The sequence below is a fragment of the Ruegeria sp. CH10 genome, assembly GCF_056537125.1.
This window is the reverse complement of the sequence record NZ_JBQFQY010000001.1, coordinates 502,016-518,417: the sequence shown is the minus strand read 5'-3', so window position 1 is coordinate 518,417 and position 16,402 is coordinate 502,016. Positions and strand designations below refer to the sequence as shown.

At 59.6% G+C, this 16,402-nt stretch carries 19 protein-coding genes; 8 read left to right on the top strand and 11 right to left on the bottom strand.

All coding sequences use genetic code 11. The annotated features are described in order from the left end of the window. Window positions 1–116: 116 nt before the first annotated feature. From ACRZ94_RS02570 to secG, 6 genes are all read right to left on the bottom strand, one after another. Window positions 117–869 (bottom strand): phosphate/phosphite/phosphonate ABC transporter substrate-binding protein, encoded by a 753-nt coding sequence (locus ACRZ94_RS02570; RefSeq protein WP_480650505.1) that lies wholly within the window; start codon window positions 867–869, stop codon window positions 117–119. Next, window positions 866–1,303, bottom strand: a complete 438-nt coding sequence (locus ACRZ94_RS02565; protein WP_480650507.1) for a tellurite resistance TerB family protein — start codon at window positions 1,301–1,303, stop codon at window positions 866–868. Before ACRZ94_RS02565 ends, ACRZ94_RS02570 begins: the two co-directional genes overlap by 4 nt. A 20-nt stretch (window positions 1,304–1,323) precedes the next feature. Continuing rightward, window positions 1,324–1,773, bottom strand: a complete 450-nt coding sequence (locus tag ACRZ94_RS02560; protein WP_480650509.1) for a tellurite resistance TerB family protein — start codon at window positions 1,771–1,773, stop codon at window positions 1,324–1,326. Window positions 1,774–1,895: 122 nt separating this feature from the next. Further along, complete coding sequence (locus tag ACRZ94_RS02555) at window positions 1,896–2,669, bottom strand: isocitrate lyase/PEP mutase family protein (RefSeq protein ID WP_480796602.1); 774 nt, start codon at window positions 2,667–2,669, stop codon at window positions 1,896–1,898. Between the two features lie 103 nt (window positions 2,670–2,772). Then, window positions 2,773–4,416: a CTP synthase gene (locus tag ACRZ94_RS02550; protein ID WP_480796601.1), complete on the bottom strand. Its 1,644-nt coding sequence runs from the start codon at window positions 4,414–4,416 to the stop codon at window positions 2,773–2,775. A 161-nt stretch (window positions 4,417–4,577) separates the two neighbouring features. Continuing rightward, entirely contained in the window at window positions 4,578–4,943 is a 366-nt protein-coding gene (gene secG, locus ACRZ94_RS02545) for a preprotein translocase subunit SecG (RefSeq protein ID WP_480651433.1), read from the bottom strand. A 150-nt stretch (window positions 4,944–5,093) separates the two neighbouring features. On the opposite strand from secG, the gene nthA reads away from it, so the two are divergent. The 6 genes from nthA to ACRZ94_RS02515 all read left to right on the top strand — a co-directional run bounded on the left by nthA (window position 5,094) and on the right by ACRZ94_RS02515 (window position 9,254). Beyond that, a complete protein-coding gene (nthA, locus tag ACRZ94_RS02540; RefSeq protein WP_480796914.1) occupies window positions 5,094–5,708 on the top strand; it encodes a nitrile hydratase subunit alpha in 615 nt (204 codons plus the stop codon). Continuing rightward, window positions 5,705–6,382: a nitrile hydratase subunit beta gene (gene nthB / locus ACRZ94_RS02535; protein WP_480796600.1), complete on the top strand. Its 678-nt coding sequence runs from the start codon at window positions 5,705–5,707 to the stop codon at window positions 6,380–6,382. The genes nthA and nthB overlap by 4 nt, the downstream gene beginning before the upstream one ends. Next, window positions 6,379–6,714, top strand: a complete 336-nt coding sequence (locus tag ACRZ94_RS02530; protein WP_480650518.1) for a nitrile hydratase accessory protein — start codon at window positions 6,379–6,381, stop codon at window positions 6,712–6,714. Before nthB ends, ACRZ94_RS02530 begins: the two co-directional genes overlap by 4 nt. Before the next feature lie 218 nt (window positions 6,715–6,932). After that, window positions 6,933–8,225 carry an adenylosuccinate synthase gene (locus ACRZ94_RS02525; protein ID WP_480650520.1) on the top strand — a complete coding sequence of 431 codons (1,293 nt, stop codon included), beginning with the start codon at window positions 6,933–6,935 and terminating at the stop codon, window positions 8,223–8,225. Then, window positions 8,225–8,464 carry a DUF2842 domain-containing protein gene (locus ACRZ94_RS02520; protein WP_480796599.1) on the top strand — a complete coding sequence of 80 codons (240 nt, stop codon included), beginning with the start codon at window positions 8,225–8,227 and terminating at the stop codon, window positions 8,462–8,464. Before ACRZ94_RS02525 ends, ACRZ94_RS02520 begins: the two co-directional genes overlap by 1 nt. Before the next feature lie 82 nt (window positions 8,465–8,546). Then, complete coding sequence (locus ACRZ94_RS02515; RefSeq protein ID WP_480650524.1) at window positions 8,547–9,254, top strand: porin family protein; 708 nt, start codon at window positions 8,547–8,549, stop codon at window positions 9,252–9,254. Between the two features lie 2 nt (window positions 9,255–9,256). Here ACRZ94_RS02515 and ACRZ94_RS02510 read toward each other — a convergent pair whose 3' ends face one another. Further along, entirely contained in the window at window positions 9,257–9,817 is a 561-nt protein-coding gene (locus ACRZ94_RS02510) for an N-acetyltransferase family protein (protein WP_480650526.1), read from the bottom strand. Between the two features lie 177 nt (window positions 9,818–9,994). Further along, a complete protein-coding gene (locus tag ACRZ94_RS02505; protein ID WP_480796598.1) occupies window positions 9,995–11,569 on the bottom strand; it encodes a hypothetical protein in 1,575 nt (524 codons plus the stop codon). 122 nt (window positions 11,570–11,691) lie between these two features. On the opposite strand from ACRZ94_RS02505, the gene ACRZ94_RS02500 reads away from it, so the two are divergent. Continuing rightward, a complete protein-coding gene (locus tag ACRZ94_RS02500) occupies window positions 11,692–12,399 on the top strand; it encodes a thiamine diphosphokinase (protein ID WP_480650530.1) in 708 nt (235 codons plus the stop codon). On the opposite strand, the gene ACRZ94_RS02495 is transcribed toward ACRZ94_RS02500, so the two are convergent. Genes ACRZ94_RS02495 through ACRZ94_RS02485 form a run of 3 tightly spaced genes read right to left on the bottom strand, consistent with a single transcriptional unit; the run spans window position 12,344 to window position 15,385 of the window. Continuing rightward, window positions 12,344–13,258 carry a DMT family transporter gene (locus ACRZ94_RS02495; protein ID WP_480650532.1) on the bottom strand — a complete coding sequence of 305 codons (915 nt, stop codon included), beginning with the start codon at window positions 13,256–13,258 and terminating at the stop codon, window positions 12,344–12,346. The genes ACRZ94_RS02500 and ACRZ94_RS02495 overlap by 56 nt on opposite strands. 50 nt (window positions 13,259–13,308) lie before the next feature. Beyond that, on the bottom strand, window positions 13,309–14,682 hold the full coding sequence (locus tag ACRZ94_RS02490; RefSeq protein WP_480796597.1) for an L-serine ammonia-lyase: 1,374 nt from the start codon (window positions 14,680–14,682) through the stop codon (window positions 13,309–13,311). Window position 14,683: 1 nt separating this feature from the next. Beyond that, window positions 14,684–15,385, bottom strand: a complete 702-nt coding sequence (locus ACRZ94_RS02485; protein WP_480796596.1) for a glutathione S-transferase family protein — start codon at window positions 15,383–15,385, stop codon at window positions 14,684–14,686. A gap of 167 nt (window positions 15,386–15,552) precedes the next feature. Between ACRZ94_RS02485 and rpiA the strand changes: the two genes are divergently transcribed. Further along, window positions 15,553–16,338, top strand: coding sequence for a ribose-5-phosphate isomerase RpiA (rpiA, locus tag ACRZ94_RS02480; protein ID WP_480650538.1), 786 nt, complete (start codon window positions 15,553–15,555; stop codon window positions 16,336–16,338). Window positions 16,339–16,402: the final 64 nt, after the last annotated feature.

The following is a 16,402-nucleotide window of genomic DNA, read 5'->3' as shown; positions in this document are numbered from 1 at the left end:
ATGTGTTAGCGGTGTTGGTGCGGTAATAGGGCTTAAAAATCGGTGCAATGCAATGCGCAATTGACATCATCGCGGGCTGAAACAGTCAAATTGACCAAACGTAGTGCTCAATTTGATCAGCGGTTGGGCCCGGTGGTATAATCCTGGGACGGATTGGGAACCGCAAGATAAGCGCTGGCGGGAATGTCGATCAGGCCGCGCAGATGCAGCGCTGCACGGTCCGCCTGAGACAGATCACCAATCGCTGCCCGCAGGGCTTGGGCGATCAGGGGCGCGTCCTGATCCTTGGCGGTGATAAAGGGCAGGGCGGGGGTCGGCGGTGTTGCGCAGACTTCGCGCAAATCCGTGCCAAGTGTGCTGTGCTCTTTCAGCAGTTCCCAGGTCAACGCGTCCAAAGCCGCGACATCAGCCCTGCCCGATGACACCGCACAGGCCGATTGTGCATGGCTGCCTGTGGCGAGAAAGGCAGCAGGGCGCTGCCCCGCCTGTTCCAAGTGCACGATCGGAGCGGCCCAGCCGGATTGGGACAGGACCTCATTATAGGCGAAACGACCGGCGATCAGCTGATTCAAATCGCGCGTATCGTCCTGACGGACAACGAAAATCGATCTGTAATAGCCCGGTGGGCAACCTGCCAGACCATAATCGGGTGTTCCGACCAGTCGCACTGTGCTGTGCAACCGGGTGCGATAAGGCATTCCGCAGGTTTGGGCCAGAACAAGCGCGGGGTGTTGCCAGATTTGCCATGGATCTGCATCGCGGGTCAGAGACTCTGGCCCATAGCCCAGATGGCTGCGCACCAGTGACCAGAACCGGTCATTCACCGGCTGTAGCGCGGGCATGTCATACATGCCCAGCGCAGCTATCACGATTTTGCAGCCTTTTGCCGGGCCAGCGCCGAATCCACGTCGCTTACACCCAAAAGGCTGACCACCAGCCGCAGCAGCGAGTCCTCTTCGCCGGTGCGCTGCCCATCGGCCAGCGCGACCGACCACATGGCCTGTACGACGGCGAGACGGTCGTCATAGGGAACGGCCTCTTTTATGGCGCGGGTAAAGCGGACGGTGTCGGGGGCCTCGGCCTCAAGATCTTCGGCGCGGGCGCGCAGGGCTGCGGCTTCGAACGGCGACAGGCCATAGCGTTCGGCCGAAATCTTGTCGATTCGGGCCATTTCCGTATCGGCGTAATCGTTGTCGGACCGGGCGATACGGACCAGCAGGGCCGTCAGGGCAAGGCGGGCATCATCATCGGCAAGTGGGGCGGGGGCGGGCTGTGTCAGCCGGGCCAGAAAATCACTGAACATGAGTTAGATATAGAGGGGCTCTAACGCTCTTCCAAGCTTCTTTGCACACGCTCGCGCGCGGCCTTGCTGTCGTTAAAGCTCAGGCCCATGGCGATACGGGCCTCTTCCACGATCTCCATCTCGCCCTCGTCGGAATTGCCGTCGGCCAGCACCACCTCCCACAGGGCGTCCAGTGCGGCAAGACGTTCATGCAGATCGGTGGTCTCGCGGATCAGCTTGCCGAACGTATCGGTATCCGGGGCAGCCGCATGCAGCTTTTCACAGGTTGCGCGGACCTTGGCGGCCTCAATCGCGTTATGCTGGTAGAGCCGGGCCAGAATACGGTCGATCAGGCTGATTTCTTCCAGCTTGTAGTCCCGGTCTGCCTGCGCCACGCGCACCATCAGCGCCCCAAGCGCCAGTTCGGCGTCCGGGTCCGGCAGATTGTCGTGTTGCGGTGGGCGAAAAGCCTGCAAGAATTTCTTCAACATACCGTGAGGATATTCCATATTTTGTAGCCCGCCAAGCGCGGACTACCCCTCATAGGTCCAAATTGTCGGTCTTTGGCCGGGCAAGGCGAAAACACGCCTAACGCGATCCAAAGGTGCAGGCATCAACCGCCCTGCAAGGCTTGCGCGGCCTGTTCCTGCAACCATCCCAGCATTTGACGATAGGGAACCGGGCCGTAACTGATCCGCGCCACGCCCAGTGACGCCAGCGTCGCCGTGTCGGGGGTGCCGGGCAGGGCGATGATATTCACCGGCAGATCGGTCGATTCGCACAGCCGGGCGATCATCGCCTCATTCTTAAGGCCGGGCGCAAAGAACCCGCTGGCACCGGCATCGGCATAGGCTTTGGCCCGGGCAATCGCATCATCCAGCATGGCGTCAGAGTGGGTTTCGGGCCTGGCCTTCAGAAAGATATCGGTGCGCGCGTTGATGAAGGCCGGGATATCGGCTGCATCGCAGCCTTCACGCATGGCCCGGACCCGCGCTTCCTGCGTTTCAATATCATAGAGGTCGCTGGTACCGACGATCTGATCTTCGAAGTTGAAGCCGACAACGCCGGTCTGCAGCGCGCGTTGGACGTTGGCGGCGACGCCCAGCACATCGCTGGCATAAGCGCCTTCGAAATCCAGTGTCACCGGCAGATCGACCGCTGCGACGATCCGGCGGGCGTTGTCCAGCGCGGTCTCTATCGGGATGTTCTGACCATCGCCAAACCCCTGCGCCATCGCGACCGGAGCACTGCCGGTCGCAATCGCCTTGGCCCCGGCATCGCGCACGGCCCCGGCACTGCCAGCATCCCAGATGTTGTAGAGAATGACCGGATCGCCCCTTTTGTGCAGGGCTGCAAATTCTTCCGCTTGGGTGATCTGGTTGGTCATGGCCGGCCTCCTGTCGCTGGGTTGCGGACAGTTAACCGTGGAAAGGGCGGGCGCGTATAGGCTTTTTTGCGCCCGCCGTCACAATGCGGTGACTGGCCCGGGATCAGACCAGACGCGAGCTTTCCTTGGCGGCGCGCACGAAGTCGCGGAACAGGGGGTGCGGATCGAACGGTTTGGACTTGAGTTCCGGGTGGTATTGCACACCAATGAACCACGGATGATCCGACCATTCGACGATTTCCGGCAGGCGGCCGTCCGGCGACATGCCCGAGAAATTCAGGCCCGCCTTTTCCAGCTTTTCACGGTATTTGATGTCCACCTCATAGCGGTGACGGTGGCGTTCTTCGATCTGAGTGCCACCATAGACATCCGCAACCTTCGACCCTTCGGCCAGAACCGCGTTATAGGCCCCCAGACGCATGGTGCCGCCTTTGTCGTCGCCGACCTTGCGTTCAACCTTGTGATTGCCCTGCACCCATTCCTTCAGGTGATAAACCACCGGTTCGAAACGTTTTTTCCCGGCCTCATGGTCGAATTCCTCAGAGCCAGCCTCGGCAATACCCGCCGCGTTTCGGGCGGCCTCGATCACGGCCATCTGCATGCCAAGGCAAATGCCCAGATAGGGCACTTTATGCTCGCGCGCGTATTGCGCTGCCTTGATCTTGCCTTCGGTGCCACGCTCGCCGAACCCGCCGGGGACGAGGATGGCGTTATAGCCTTCCAGATACGGGGCGGCATCTTCGGTATCGAAGACCTCGGCATCGACCCATTCGACCTTGACCTTTACGCGGTTGGCCATGCCACCGTGGGTCAGCGCCTCGGCGATTGATTTATAGGCGTCCTCCAGCTGGGTATACTTGCCGACGATGGCAACCTTCACTTCGCCCTCGGCGTTGTGGATGCGGTCGCTGACGTCTTCCCATTTCGCCAGATCGGGCTTGGGGGCAGGGCTGATCTGGAACGCGTCCAGAACCGCCTGATCCAGACCTTCGCGGTGATAGGCCAGCGGGGCATCATAGATGGTGCTGAGGTCCTGCGCCGCGATCACGCTGTCGGGGCGCACGTTGCAGAACAGCGCCAGTTTCTCACGCTCTTTCTTGGGGATCGGACCTTCCGAGCGGCAAACCAGAATATCCGGGGCCAGACCGATGGAACGCAGTTCCTTGACCGAGTGTTGGGTCGGCTTGGTTTTCAGCTCGCCGGACGCCTTGATATAGGGCAGCAGCGTCAGGTGCATAAAGATGCACTGACCACGCGGTTTGTCCTGGCTGAACTGGCGAATGGCTTCGAAAAAGGGCAGGCCCTCAATATCACCCACGGTGCCGCCGATTTCGCACAGCATGAAATCAACCTCATCCTCACCAATGGCGATGAAATCCTTGATCTCGTTGGTGACGTGTGGGATCACCTGAATGGTCTTGCCCAGATAATCGCCCCGACGTTCTTTCTCCAGCACGTTAGAGTAAATCCGGCCCGAGCTGACCGAGTCAGTCTTGCGTGCGGCCACACCGGTAAAGCGTTCATAGTGGCCAAGGTCCAGATCGGTCTCGGCCCCGTCATCGGTGACGAAGACTTCGCCATGTTCAAAGGGTGACATGGTGCCGGGATCGACGTTCAGATAGGGGTCCAGCTTGCGCAGCCGAACCGAATACCCCCGGGCCTGCAACAAAGCGCCCAAAGCCGCCGAAGCCAGTCCTTTACCCAAGGACGAAACCACACCACCGGTGATGAAAATAAAACGCGCCATGTTGTTCGGCTAGCTCCCGTGAGACGTCAAAATCAGCTGCCCGACGGTTTACAAAAAACCGCTGCATCACGGGACTTCACACATAAAGGATTCGCGCCAATAGCGCAAGAGAACCGCAAGATGCTGTTGCAGTTCTCTTTTGTATTTCTAGGTTTTGTGGATCAGTTGGCCTGAGGGATCAGTGGCGCGTCGTCGCCCTGTGCCGGAGGCAGCAGATCATCCGCCGACGGAACCGCCGGTGCGCTTTCTTCGGTCGCGGCCGGGGCGGGGACGCCCAGACGGTCGATGACCGAGCTGCCCGAGGATTTCTGAGCCGCCAGAATCGTCAGCGTGATCGAGGTGACGATAAAGCATGCCGCCAGAATCCAGGTTACCTTACCCAGGGCCGTTGCTGCCGCGCGGCCGGTCATGGCGCCGCCGCCACCGCCACCCATGCCAAGGCCACCGCCTTCGGATCGCTGCATCAGGACGACGGCGATCAGGCCCAGAGCCAGAAGAAGATGGATGATGAGAACGACGTTTTCCATGGTGGTCCTGTACAGCGTGGCGTGTATCGCGTGGTACTTATGCAAGTTTGCCATCGGGGGCAAGTCACGAGTTTCCATCACGCACTGTGATAGGCCGTATCACGTCAAAGGGACTGGACAGATCGGTGAATGGTAGCGCAACCTGCGCCCATGCCACATGACGATCACGACCACCCGCACGCCCTGTTGCCGCCCGAGCCCGCGCTCCGCGTCAAAGCGCTCGAAACGATTCTGACCCGGAAAGGGCTGATCGATCCGGCGGCACTGGATGAAATCATCGACACCTATCAGAACAAGATCGGGCCACAGAACGGGGCGCGTGTCGTGGCTCGGGCCTGGGCTGATCCCGAATTCAAGCGCGCCCTGCTCGAAGATGCCACGCCGGTCGTCGCCGATCTTGGGTTCTACGGTCGGCAGGGTGAGCATATCGTGGTCGTCGAGAACACGCCTCAGCAGCATAATATGGTCGTCTGTACCTTGTGCAGCTGCTACCCTTGGCCTCTGCTGGGCATTCCGCCCGGTTGGTACAAGTCCGACGCCTACCGCGCCCGCGCCGTGCGCGAGCCGCGCAAAGTGTTGGCTGAATTTGGTGTGATCCTGCCGGCCGAGACCGCCGTCCGGGTGTGGGACTCGACGGCCGAGATTCGCTATCTGATCCTGCCGATGCGACCAGAAGGAACCGAAGGGTTCAGTGAGGAAGCACTGGCCGCGCTTGTGACCCGCGACAGTATGATCGGCACCGGTTTGCCAAAGGTGCCCGCATGACCCGCGTGCATGATATGGGGGGGCGCTTTGGCGACGGCCCACTTCACCCCGAAGCCGAAGATGCCCCGATTTTCCCGGAAGAGTGGCACGGTCGGGCACTGGCCGTAACGCTCGCCGCCGGGTTTCTGGGGCAGTGGAACATCGACGTCTCGCGCCACGCGCGTGAAAGGTTGTCGCCCAAGGACTATGCGCGATTCTCCTACTATGAAAAGTGGATTTCGGGCCTTGCCGATCTGTTGGTTGAGTCCGGCGTTTTGACCCGAGAGGATTTGTCGGGGGTGGAAACCAACGATCCGCACCCCTTGGCTGATCGCGTTCTCAAAGCCGAGTCCGTCGCCACCGCCCTTGCCAAGGGCGGCCCGGCAGATCGGCCTTCGGACATCCTTGCGGCTTTCGAGATTGGTCAGACTGTGCGCACGGTACACCCGGCTGCAAATCGTAAGGTCGATGGCGGTCATACGCGCCTGCCGATCTACGCATCGGGTGCAACGGGGCGCATTCTGCGCCTGCACGGCACGCATGTGCTGCCGGATTCCAACGCTCATAGGCTAGGCGAGGCCCCCGAGCCACTCTATGCAGTTGTGTTCCCTGCATCTGAACTTTGGGCCGACCCCGAAAATCCGGGCGACGAAGTCGTTCTGGACCTGTGGCAAAGCTATCTGGAACCGGCATGAGCGAATGCGTCATCCATTCCGCCCCGGAACCCGTGTTTGCCGAGCCCTGGCACGCCCAGGTGTTTGCCGTGACCGTGGCCTTGAACGAAGCAGGCCGATTCGACTGGCCCGATTGGGCGGCTCGGTTTTCCCAAACGCTCAAGCGCCGGGGTCTGGACCGGGAATTGGATGGTGGTGACGACTATTTTCAAGCCTGGCTTGAAACGCTTGAACATTTGCTGCACGAACAGGGTTCTGCGACACCCACCGAGGTCACTGCGTTCAGTTCTGCGTGGGAGGAGGCTTATCTGACAACGCCTCACGGCCAGCCGGTGCATTTGGCACAGGGTTAGGGCAGGGGGCGCTGCCCCCGCCGCCCTTTCCGGGCGACTCCCCCGGGATATTTCTGGACAGATGAAGCAGGGGATCCTTTCTTCATCTGTCTAAAAATATCCCCGCCGGAGGCACCGCGCGCAGCGCGGTTTCTGACTGCGGCGAATTATCGGTTTCCCTGCTGCTTTCTCCTCGCTATACGAGCGAGGTTTGATAACTCAGCGCAAAAGGACCGGATATGGCCAATGTGGTTGTTGTCGGCGCCCAATGGGGCGACGAAGGAAAAGGCAAGATCGTCGACTGGCTCAGCGAGCGGGCAGACGTCATCGCGCGTTTTCAGGGCGGGCATAATGCCGGGCATACGCTGGTTATCGATGGTGAGGTTTACAAGCTGCATGCGCTGCCCTCGGGTGTTGTACGCGGTGGTAAGCTGAGCGTTATTGGCAATGGCGTCGTGCTGGATCCTTGGCATCTGATCAAGGAAATCGGCACCATCCGTGCGCAAGGAGTTGAGATCACGCCAGAGACGCTGATGATCGCAGAGAACACACCTCTGATCCTGCCGTTCCACGGTGAGCTGGACCGGGCGCGCGAGAGCCAGAACTCGGTGGCCAAGATTGGCACGACCGGTCGCGGGATCGGTCCCTGTTACGAAGACAAGGTGGGGCGCCGGGTGATCCGCGTTGCTGATTTGGCTGATGATGCGACACTGGCGCTGCGGGTAGACCGGGCGCTGGTGCATCATAACGCGCTGCGCAACGGGTTGGGCCTGGAGCCGATTGACCGCGATGGCCTGATTGCACAGTTGAAAGAGATTGCACCGCAGATTTTGCCCTTTGCTGCGCCTGTTTGGAAAGTGCTGAATGAAAAGCGCAAGGCGGGTAAGCGTATTCTGTTTGAAGGCGCGCAAGGTGCGCTGTTGGATATCGATTTTGGCACCTATCCGTTCGTGACGTCGTCCAACGTGATTGCGGGACAAGCGGCAACGGGCGTTGGGATCGGACCGGGATCGATCGATTTTGTTCTGGGGATCGTGAAAGCCTACACAACCCGTGTGGGTGAGGGGCCTTTCCCGACCGAATTGGACGACGACGACGGTCAGCGCCTGGGTGAGCGTGGGCACGAGTTTGGAACCACCACCGGGCGCAAGCGCCGGTGCGGCTGGTTCGATGCCTGTCTGGTGCGCCAAACCTGCGCCACCAGCGGTGTGAACGGTATTTCGCTGACCAAGCTGGACGTTCTGGACGGGTTCGAGACGCTGAAAATCTGCGTCGGTTACGATTTGGACGGTGAGCGTCTGGATTATCTGCCCACCGCTGCAGATCAGCAGGCGCGCTGCACACCGATTTACGAAGAGATGCCCGGTTGGAGCGAGTCCACCGAGGGGGCCCGCAGCTGGGCCGACCTGCCGGCCAACGCAATCAAATATGTGCGCCGGGTCGAAGAACTGATCGAATGCCCGGTTGCCCTTTTGTCCACCAGCCCGGAGCGGGACGACACCATTTTGGTGACCGACCCGTTTGCGGACTGATGAGCGGCGGCGACAAGCCCGGCCTCAGCTATAAGGCCCGGCGGCGGTGGTCGCTGGTGCTGTTGCTGATCGGGCTGCCCGCCTACATCGTGGCGGTGGTGACCGTTGTGAATTGGTTGGACCGCCCGCCGATCTGGCTGGAGTTGCTGGTCTATATTGCCCTTGGCGTCATGTGGGCCTTGCCCTTCAAGTTCGTCTTCAAGGGTGTTGGCAAAGAAGACCCAGATCAGGGTTCTTGAATATTTACTGGATTGCCCGGCCTCATTGGGCGTGCCAATCGTTTGGGAAATGGCACTTTTTCGGCTTAGAGGCTGGGTGAATATGAAAAAATCGATTTTGGGCGCATCGCTTGCTTTGATGGTCGCGGGGCCCGTGCAGGCCAATGATTGGGAATACACCGTCGTTCCTTATCTCTGGGGGCCGGAGTTTCGCACCTCGCTGGATATTGGGCCCAATCCGCCGGTCGATGGCAACGAATCCATTTTCGACATTCTGGACGGCCTTTTTCTGATTGCGGGTGAGGCGCGCAACGGGCGCTGGGCGATTGGCGCGGAATTCAACTATCTGGACCTGTCCGATACGGTCGGTTTTGGACCGTTTGATGAGCTCGCCGATTGGGAGCTGGAAGGAACCATGTCGTCGATCGTAGGAAGCTATGCGATCTACGCGGATGACCGGTCGAGATTTGAGACCTTTGCCGGGCTGCGCCATTGGGATTTGGATTTGTCGACAACGGTGCTGAACCGAACCGTATCAACGGACCGCAGCTGGACGGATCCGATCATCGGCGGGCGTTACAGCCGGGTTCTGAATGATCGTTGGGCCGTGGGGGCTATGGGTAACGTCGGCGGCTTTGGGTATGGTTCCGACTTCCAGTGGGAGGCCGTCATTCAGGCCAATTGGAAATGGACAGATCGGGTTGATCTGTCAGGGGGATACCGGCATCTGAGCGTTGATTTCGAAGAAGGCCAGGACGTGATCGACCTGATCCTGACCGGTCCATTTGCGGCGCTTGCCTACTCGTTCTGATCTTAATCGCCCTGACGAGACGTCACAGGCCAGGTGAGGACAGCGCGCGCCATGGCGTGATACTCGCCTGACATCTCTTCGGCAAAGCTGAACAGGGTAGGCCATGGTGTTGTCAGCGTGGCTTCGACCTGCCCGGGGACCAGGTTCAGATCGGCCTCGTGTTTGGACGCAAGTCGGCGCATTTTATGGTTTGTGGCCAGGCACAGCATGTGCAGCTCGCGGAAACCACGGTTTCGGGCCGCCGCAATGATCCGCGACAGCAGCGCATCCCCGATCCCGCGATCCTGCCACACAGTCTCGACGGTAAAGGCGGCTTCGGCTTTGTGCGGATGACTGTCCGGCAGGGCCCTCAACTCTGCGACCCCGCGCAGGCAGGAATCCGGGAATGCACCGAACACCAAGGCTGAATGATCAAAAATACCCTCAAGGTAGCCATGGACAAATGCATCACTGACAGGAACCCCAAAACGCGCCGTCAGAGCGTCGGTGTCCAAGCTGTTGAAGTGGCTTTCTATTCTGGCTTTGTCGTAGATTCGAAGACGTCGGATAGGGAGTTCATACATGGCATGGCCTTTGTTTGAACGAGCACTGGAACAGACGTTACCTTAACGGTCAGCCTATCATTTTTCTGCGCTGCAGCATAGAAGTTTCACAGAATTGAGGGCAGGGCGGGCCCCTGAGTGCAAAAGAAATGGGCCGAACAAACGCTCGGCCCATTTTTCCTTAGATTTCTGTGTGGGTTACCCGGCGGCGCGCTTGTCATCCGGGCGGAAGCCGATCTGGGTCGACGCAGCAAAACGCCCACCACCAGCTTTTTCGATCTTGCCATCCCGCAGCAATTGACCAAACGAGCGCAGGCTCTCTTCGCGGTCAAAGTCCTCTTGCTTGAGCGAGCGGATCTTGTTCATCAACTGTGGGCGCGAAAACTGTTCCTGTCCTTCGATAAAAGACAGGTAAGACGCCGCTGCTTCTAGTAGATCGGGCAGGGATTGCGCACCTTGCTTTTGTGCGAATTTGGCAAATCCACCTTCCTCGGCGATTTCGTCGTCACCTTCGGCTTCGGACGTTACGCGGCGGGGTGTTACGGGGCCCGCATCCTGCGCTTGGTTGTCGATGCGCTGTTCAGCCACAAGTTTCAGCGGCGCGCCTTCGTCGATGCGCGGGCGCGCGCTGGTGACCTGAACTTCGGGGCGGCGCGGGCTGACGACCGAGGACAGGTCGCCGCGGTATCCGTCATCATCGTTGCTCGGACGGGCGACACCTTTTTCGTTGCGCTCCGCTTCGGTAACGGCGACGGCGGTCCGCAATTGGGTGTAGGCTTCGCGTGTGCTGCTGCTGTCCGGGTCATCCAACTGTTCGCCGACCTTGTCCATCAGGCGCGACACGTCTTGATCCATATCTGCTGTTTCGGACTTCGATTTGCCCGCACGCTCGGCCAGGATGGATTCGACGCTGGAAATCTCGTCCAGCAGGTCGACCTCATCCTCTTCGGTCAGAACGTTTTCTGCGGCTTCTTCGACCGTTTCTTCCTCGTCTACATCCGACAGAATGTTGGTGATCTCTTCGTCGGTATCATCCGCGACCTCGGCCTCAGCTTCGGCCATCAGATCGTCAGAGGCGGCGGTTTCGACCTCAGTCTCTTCTTCTTCGATGACAGGGGCCGGAGCCTCTTCGACGGCGACCGGCGGCGTCGGGGCCTCAGCTTCTTCGACCTCAGGCTGGTCCGGCTCGGCGTCGACAGGGTCGGGTGAGTTGTTGAACGGGGCCGTGACGGCGGGCGCGTCGTCCATATCGGAAGGCTCAAGCGTGCCGGCAGCAAAAGCGGCGGCCACTGCATCCGACGGACCTGCTGTCGATTTCATCAGCGCCGTTTCTTCGTCTTCGCTGTAGATGACCGAGTTTTCCTCGGAATGTGAAACAACGGCCCGGATACGCTGAAGCTTGGCCGCGATGCTGTCAGCAGCAGGGGAAGCGGCCTCATCTACCGGTTCAGCGAAAACAGGCTGCGAGGGGGCAGGGGTGTTGATCACATTCAGATCCGGTGCGCTTTCGGGGGTCTGTTCAGTCGCGCGGATCAGGAAACCGGCCTCGTTTGCGCGCGCCTCAACCTTTCGAGAGGCGTCGCGCTGTGCGATTTTGGTCAACATTTCAGTATCGGGCTGCGGTGGTTCAGAGCCGAAATAACGATCATCTGCGGCGAGATCGCGAAAATACTCGGCAATCGCTTTCATCGTTTCAAAGGAATCATCAAAGCCTTCCAAAGTGCATGAGAAGGTTCCATAGGAAACGGTCAAAACCTTGTTATTCTGTACCATCAGACGCACGTCCTCTACAAACTACCGGAGCCACCAAACCCGAATCCGGACACACCGGTGGCTCGAAACTCTTTGCATTAGCTTATCATTTTGTGGTCTCAATGTGTCCAAAACCGGAAAAAATGATCAATCTTACAAAAAATGCGCCGATTGTACGGTCCCAGAGGCCAATTGCAGTCGTCGGAGGCGGTGAAATCGGCGCTGAGGATCTGAAACTGGCCTTGATTCGTGCCGATACGGTTGTGGCGGCAGATGGTGGGGCAGTTCCGCTCATGGATGCCGGGCGCAATCCTGACGCTGTTATCGGTGATTTCGATTCGCTGGACGCGGGCTATCGGGACCGCATTCCTGCCGACCGGTTGTTTCCCATCGACGAACAGGACAGCACGGATTTCGACAAGGCCCTGCGCAGCGTTGATGCGCCTCTGGTTCTGGGCGTGGGGTTTCTGGGCGGTCGGCTGGATCATCAGCTTGCCGTGCTCAACGCTCTGGTCAGGTTGCAGGACAGGCCCTGTCTGTTGATCGGCGCGCAGGAGATCGTATTCCATGCACCGCCCGAGATTACCCTGTCGCTGCGTCCCGGCGATGTGGTGTCCTTGTTTCCCTTTCAGACCGTGACAGGCCGCAGCCAGGGCTTGGAATGGCCGATCGAAGGTTTGGTGTTGGAGCCGGACGGTCGCGTCGGCACGTCCAACCGGGCATTGGGGCAGGTTCATCTGTCGATAGATTCACCCGGTCTTTTGGTCATGGTGCCCCGTCCCGCGCTGGACGCGGTTATGCAGGCGTTTCTGTCGGGGCAGCCCGCGCGCTGGCCCGCTCGCGCAGGATAACGTAGAGCCCCGCGACCACCGTGATGGCGATCCCAAGTGCTGCAATGCCGTTGGGCAGATCGTGAAAGATGATCCAGCCGAACAGGGTGGCCACCGGGATTTCCAGATATTGCATTGGGGCAAGCGTGGCCGAGGGGGCAAACCGCAGCGACCATGTCATCAATAGATGCGACAGGGTTCCCAACAGCCCGACGCCAAGCAGCAATACATGGGTATCAGCAGGCGGCGCGATCAAGGATGCGCCCCGGACTTCGTTCATCCCGCCAAGGGCAAGGACCGGCAGCAGGATCGCAGTTGCGATAACGCCGGACACGGCCTGTAGCGAAACGGGATCGGTCTGTTTTGCAATCTGGCGGGTCACCAGCATGAAAAGCGCAAAGACCAGCGCGACAAGAAGAGGGAGCAGCGCGGCTGCGCCCACCTGCGCAAAACTGGGCTGGATCACCAGCAGAGTACCGAAAAAACCTACCGCGCAGGCGATCAGACGGCGCAGGCCCACTTCTTCGCCCAGAATGTATTTGCCCAGCAGCAGCAGGATGAACGGCATCACGAAAACGATGGCGATGGCATCCGCAAGAGGCAGGTAGAGCAGAGCGCTGAACATCGCGGCTATCCCGATGACCTGCAGAACGGTACGCAGAACGGCCAGCCACAGAATACGCCCGCGCATGCGCCAGTGCCGACCTGTCAGGGCGACCAGAGGAACAAGAACCAGTACCTGCACTGCAAAACGCACAAACACCAGCATGCCAATCGGGGTCGACGCGCTCAGCAGTTTTGCCAGTGCGTCCCCAAACGGCGCCAAAACGCAAAACCCAAGCATCAACATGATGCCAAGAACCGGTCGATCCTGTATCATGGGCGCGACGCTAATTGTTTTGCCGCTTGGGGCAAAGCGCCAATAGCATCTCAGCAGTTGGGAACATTCACGGCCAGGCCGCCCAGCGAGGTTTCCTTGTATTTATGATGCATGTCCATGCCGGTCTGGCGCATGGTCTCAATCGCGGCATCCAGAGGCACAAAATGCTGCCCATCCCCCCGTAGCGCCAGTGAGGCCGCCGAAACCGCCTTGATCGCGGCCAGTCCGTTGCGTTCGATGCATGGAACCTGCACCAGCCCCGCGACCGGATCGCAGGTCATGCCAAGGTGATGTTCCAAGGCGATTTCCGCCGCGTTCTCTACCTGCTCGGGGGTGCCCCCCATCACTGCGCACAGACCGGCAGCCGCCATGGCCGACGCGCTGCCGACCTCGGCCTGACACCCGGCTTCGGCACCTGAAATCGAGGCGTTATACTTGACCAGTCCGCCAATTGCGGCTGCGGTCAACAGGAAATCCTCAATGTGGCTTTCCGACGCGCCGGGCACGTGGTCCAGATAATAGCGCAGAACCGCAGGCAACGTCCCTGCAGCGCCATTTGTCGGGGCGGTTACAACCTGACCGCCCGCTGCGTTTTCCTCGTTCACGGCCATCGCATAGACGCTCATCCAGTCGTTGATGGTGTGAGGTGCGGTCAGGTTCATGCCACGCTCGGCCATCAGGGCGTCATAAATCCCCTTGGCCCGGCGGCGTACTTTCAGACCTCCGGGCAGGATGCCATCGGTGTTCAGCCCGCGTTCGATGCAATTGTTCATGACCTCCCACAACCGCGCCGTGCCCTTGGCAAAGCTGTCGGCGCATCCGCGTGCGATCTCATTCTCGCGTTTCATTTGTGCGATGCTTTTGCCGCTGGACTTGGCCATCTCAAGCATTTCAGCGGCAGAGTGAAAGGGGAACGGGATAGGGGGACCTTCGTTCTTGGCTTTGCCTTCGGCCAGTTCCTCTTCGGTCAGAACAAAACCGCCCCCGACCGAGTAGTAGACCTGACGCAGGATCACGTCCCCTTGTGCATCGGTTGCCATCAGGATCATCCCGTTCGCATGTCCGGGCAGAGTGTCGTCGTAGTCGAAGATCAAATCGGTTTTCGGATCGAATTTCAGGCGGGGCAGGCCCTCGGGTGTGACCGAATGGGTTTCGGCTATTTCTGCCAGTGCTTTCTCGGCCTTGTCATTGTCATAGCTCTCGGGGACGAAGCCTGCCAACCCCAGGATCGTGGCGCGGTCGGTGGCGTGGCCGACACCGGTAAAGGCCAGCGAGCCATGCAAGGATCCGCGCAGCCCGGCAAATTCAAAGGGCGAGGCGCGCATCAGGTCCAGGAACCGCGCCGCTGCCACCATAGGACCCATAGTATGAGACGAAGACGGGCCAATACCCACTTTGAACATATCGAACACGGAGAGAAACATGTTATGTAGCTGAGCCTTCCTGAGGATTAGCGTAACTTGGGGACGTGAATGGCGTTGGACCCAACCCCTCGGCTGCGATTGCGGCACGCGTTGCGAGGCGGGTTTCTGAGTGCATGAGAATGGCCTGAAGATAGGGGGTGTCCGGCAGTTGATACCAGCTGCGATCAGCCCGCGCGGGGTAAAGGGCCATCCATCGCATCTGACAGGCCAGGTAATAGGTCAGAACCGACGGTTGATCGGGTGACAGCCACACAGGTTTTTTTGCAGCCTCTGCATCCAGAATTGCCAAGTGCTGACGCAGGCGCGGGCGGATGCCAGTACGCAGGGTGTCGGCCTGCGCTTCATCGATATACTTTTCGGCGTAAAACAGGATGCGCAGGTCTGCATGCAGCGTGTTGGAGGCAAAAAACAGCCATTTCAGAAAACCCGCACGATCAGGGCTGTCAGGCGCAGGTGCCAGTTGTCCATGCGTATCGGCCAGCCACAGCAGGATGGCTGCGGTTTCAAAGATGGGTCCTTGTGGTGTTTCAAGCACCGGGATCAGGCCGTTGGGATTCAGCTTTCGGTAGGCCGCACTGTTGTGCGCATCCTGACGGCGATCCACCAAAACGGTCTCATAGGGTTGGCCCATCTCTTCCAGCACCAGTCTGATGACCAGTGAGGCATTGTCGGGGGCATAGTGTAGGCGATAGGGCGGTGTCATAAGGATTGTCTATATCGGATCAGGTGGGAAAAATGCGGCGATTGCGACGTTTCCCATCGGAAACACGCAGTTTTCTCCAGTGTTTGCTTGGGGTCGAGGCGATTTGGCTCTCGAAGTTGCGGGTTGCATTCCGTATAAACCCGCCAAGACAAGAGGGGAACGCTGCCATGTCACAAGAAATGTCGTCAATCGATAAGGCCAAATATGTCGCTGCCCGCAGCGCTGCCGACCTGGTGCAGGACGGTATGCGGGTAGGATTGGGGACAGGGTCCACTGCCGCGTGGATGGTGCGTCGCATTGGGGAAAGAGTGCAAGAGGAAGGGCTGCGGATCAAGGCTGTTCCAACCTCGAATCGCACCGCCCAACTGGCCCGCGAGGTCGGGATCGAGGTGGTCTCGCTGGATCAGGCCGGATGGCTGGATATGACAATCGACGGCGCGGATGAATTCGACGGAGAGCTGAACCTGATCAAAGGCGGCGGCGGGGCGCATCTGCAGGAAAAGATCGTGGCAACCGCCAGCGATCAGATGATCGTGATCGCCGATGCGGGCAAAGAGGTCGAAACGCTGGGCGCCTTCCCCTTGCCGGTCGAGGTCGTGCCTTTTGGCTGGCAGACCACGCGCACCCTGATCGAAGAGGCGCTGGACACGATGGATGTGCTTGGCAAGACTTCAATGCTGCGGATGAACGGCGAGGCGCCGTTTATCACGGACGAAGGCAACCACATTCTGGACCTGCACCTGCAACGGATCGGCAATGCACGGCAGTTGGCTTTTGTTCTGAACCAGGTGCCCGGCGTGGTTGAAAATGGGTTGTTTATCGACATCTGCGACAAGGTTGTCATCGGTCATGGCGACGGTCGTGTCGAACTGCGCGACCTGAACACGGGCACGACCGAGCTGGATCAGATGGTGGACGGCGGAGAGAACCTGTTTTCCGATCTGGCGGACTAAGGGTTGCAGCCAGGGCTTGCTTTTGTGGTCAGAGAAACCATGGCCATACGTGTTTTTTACTTAG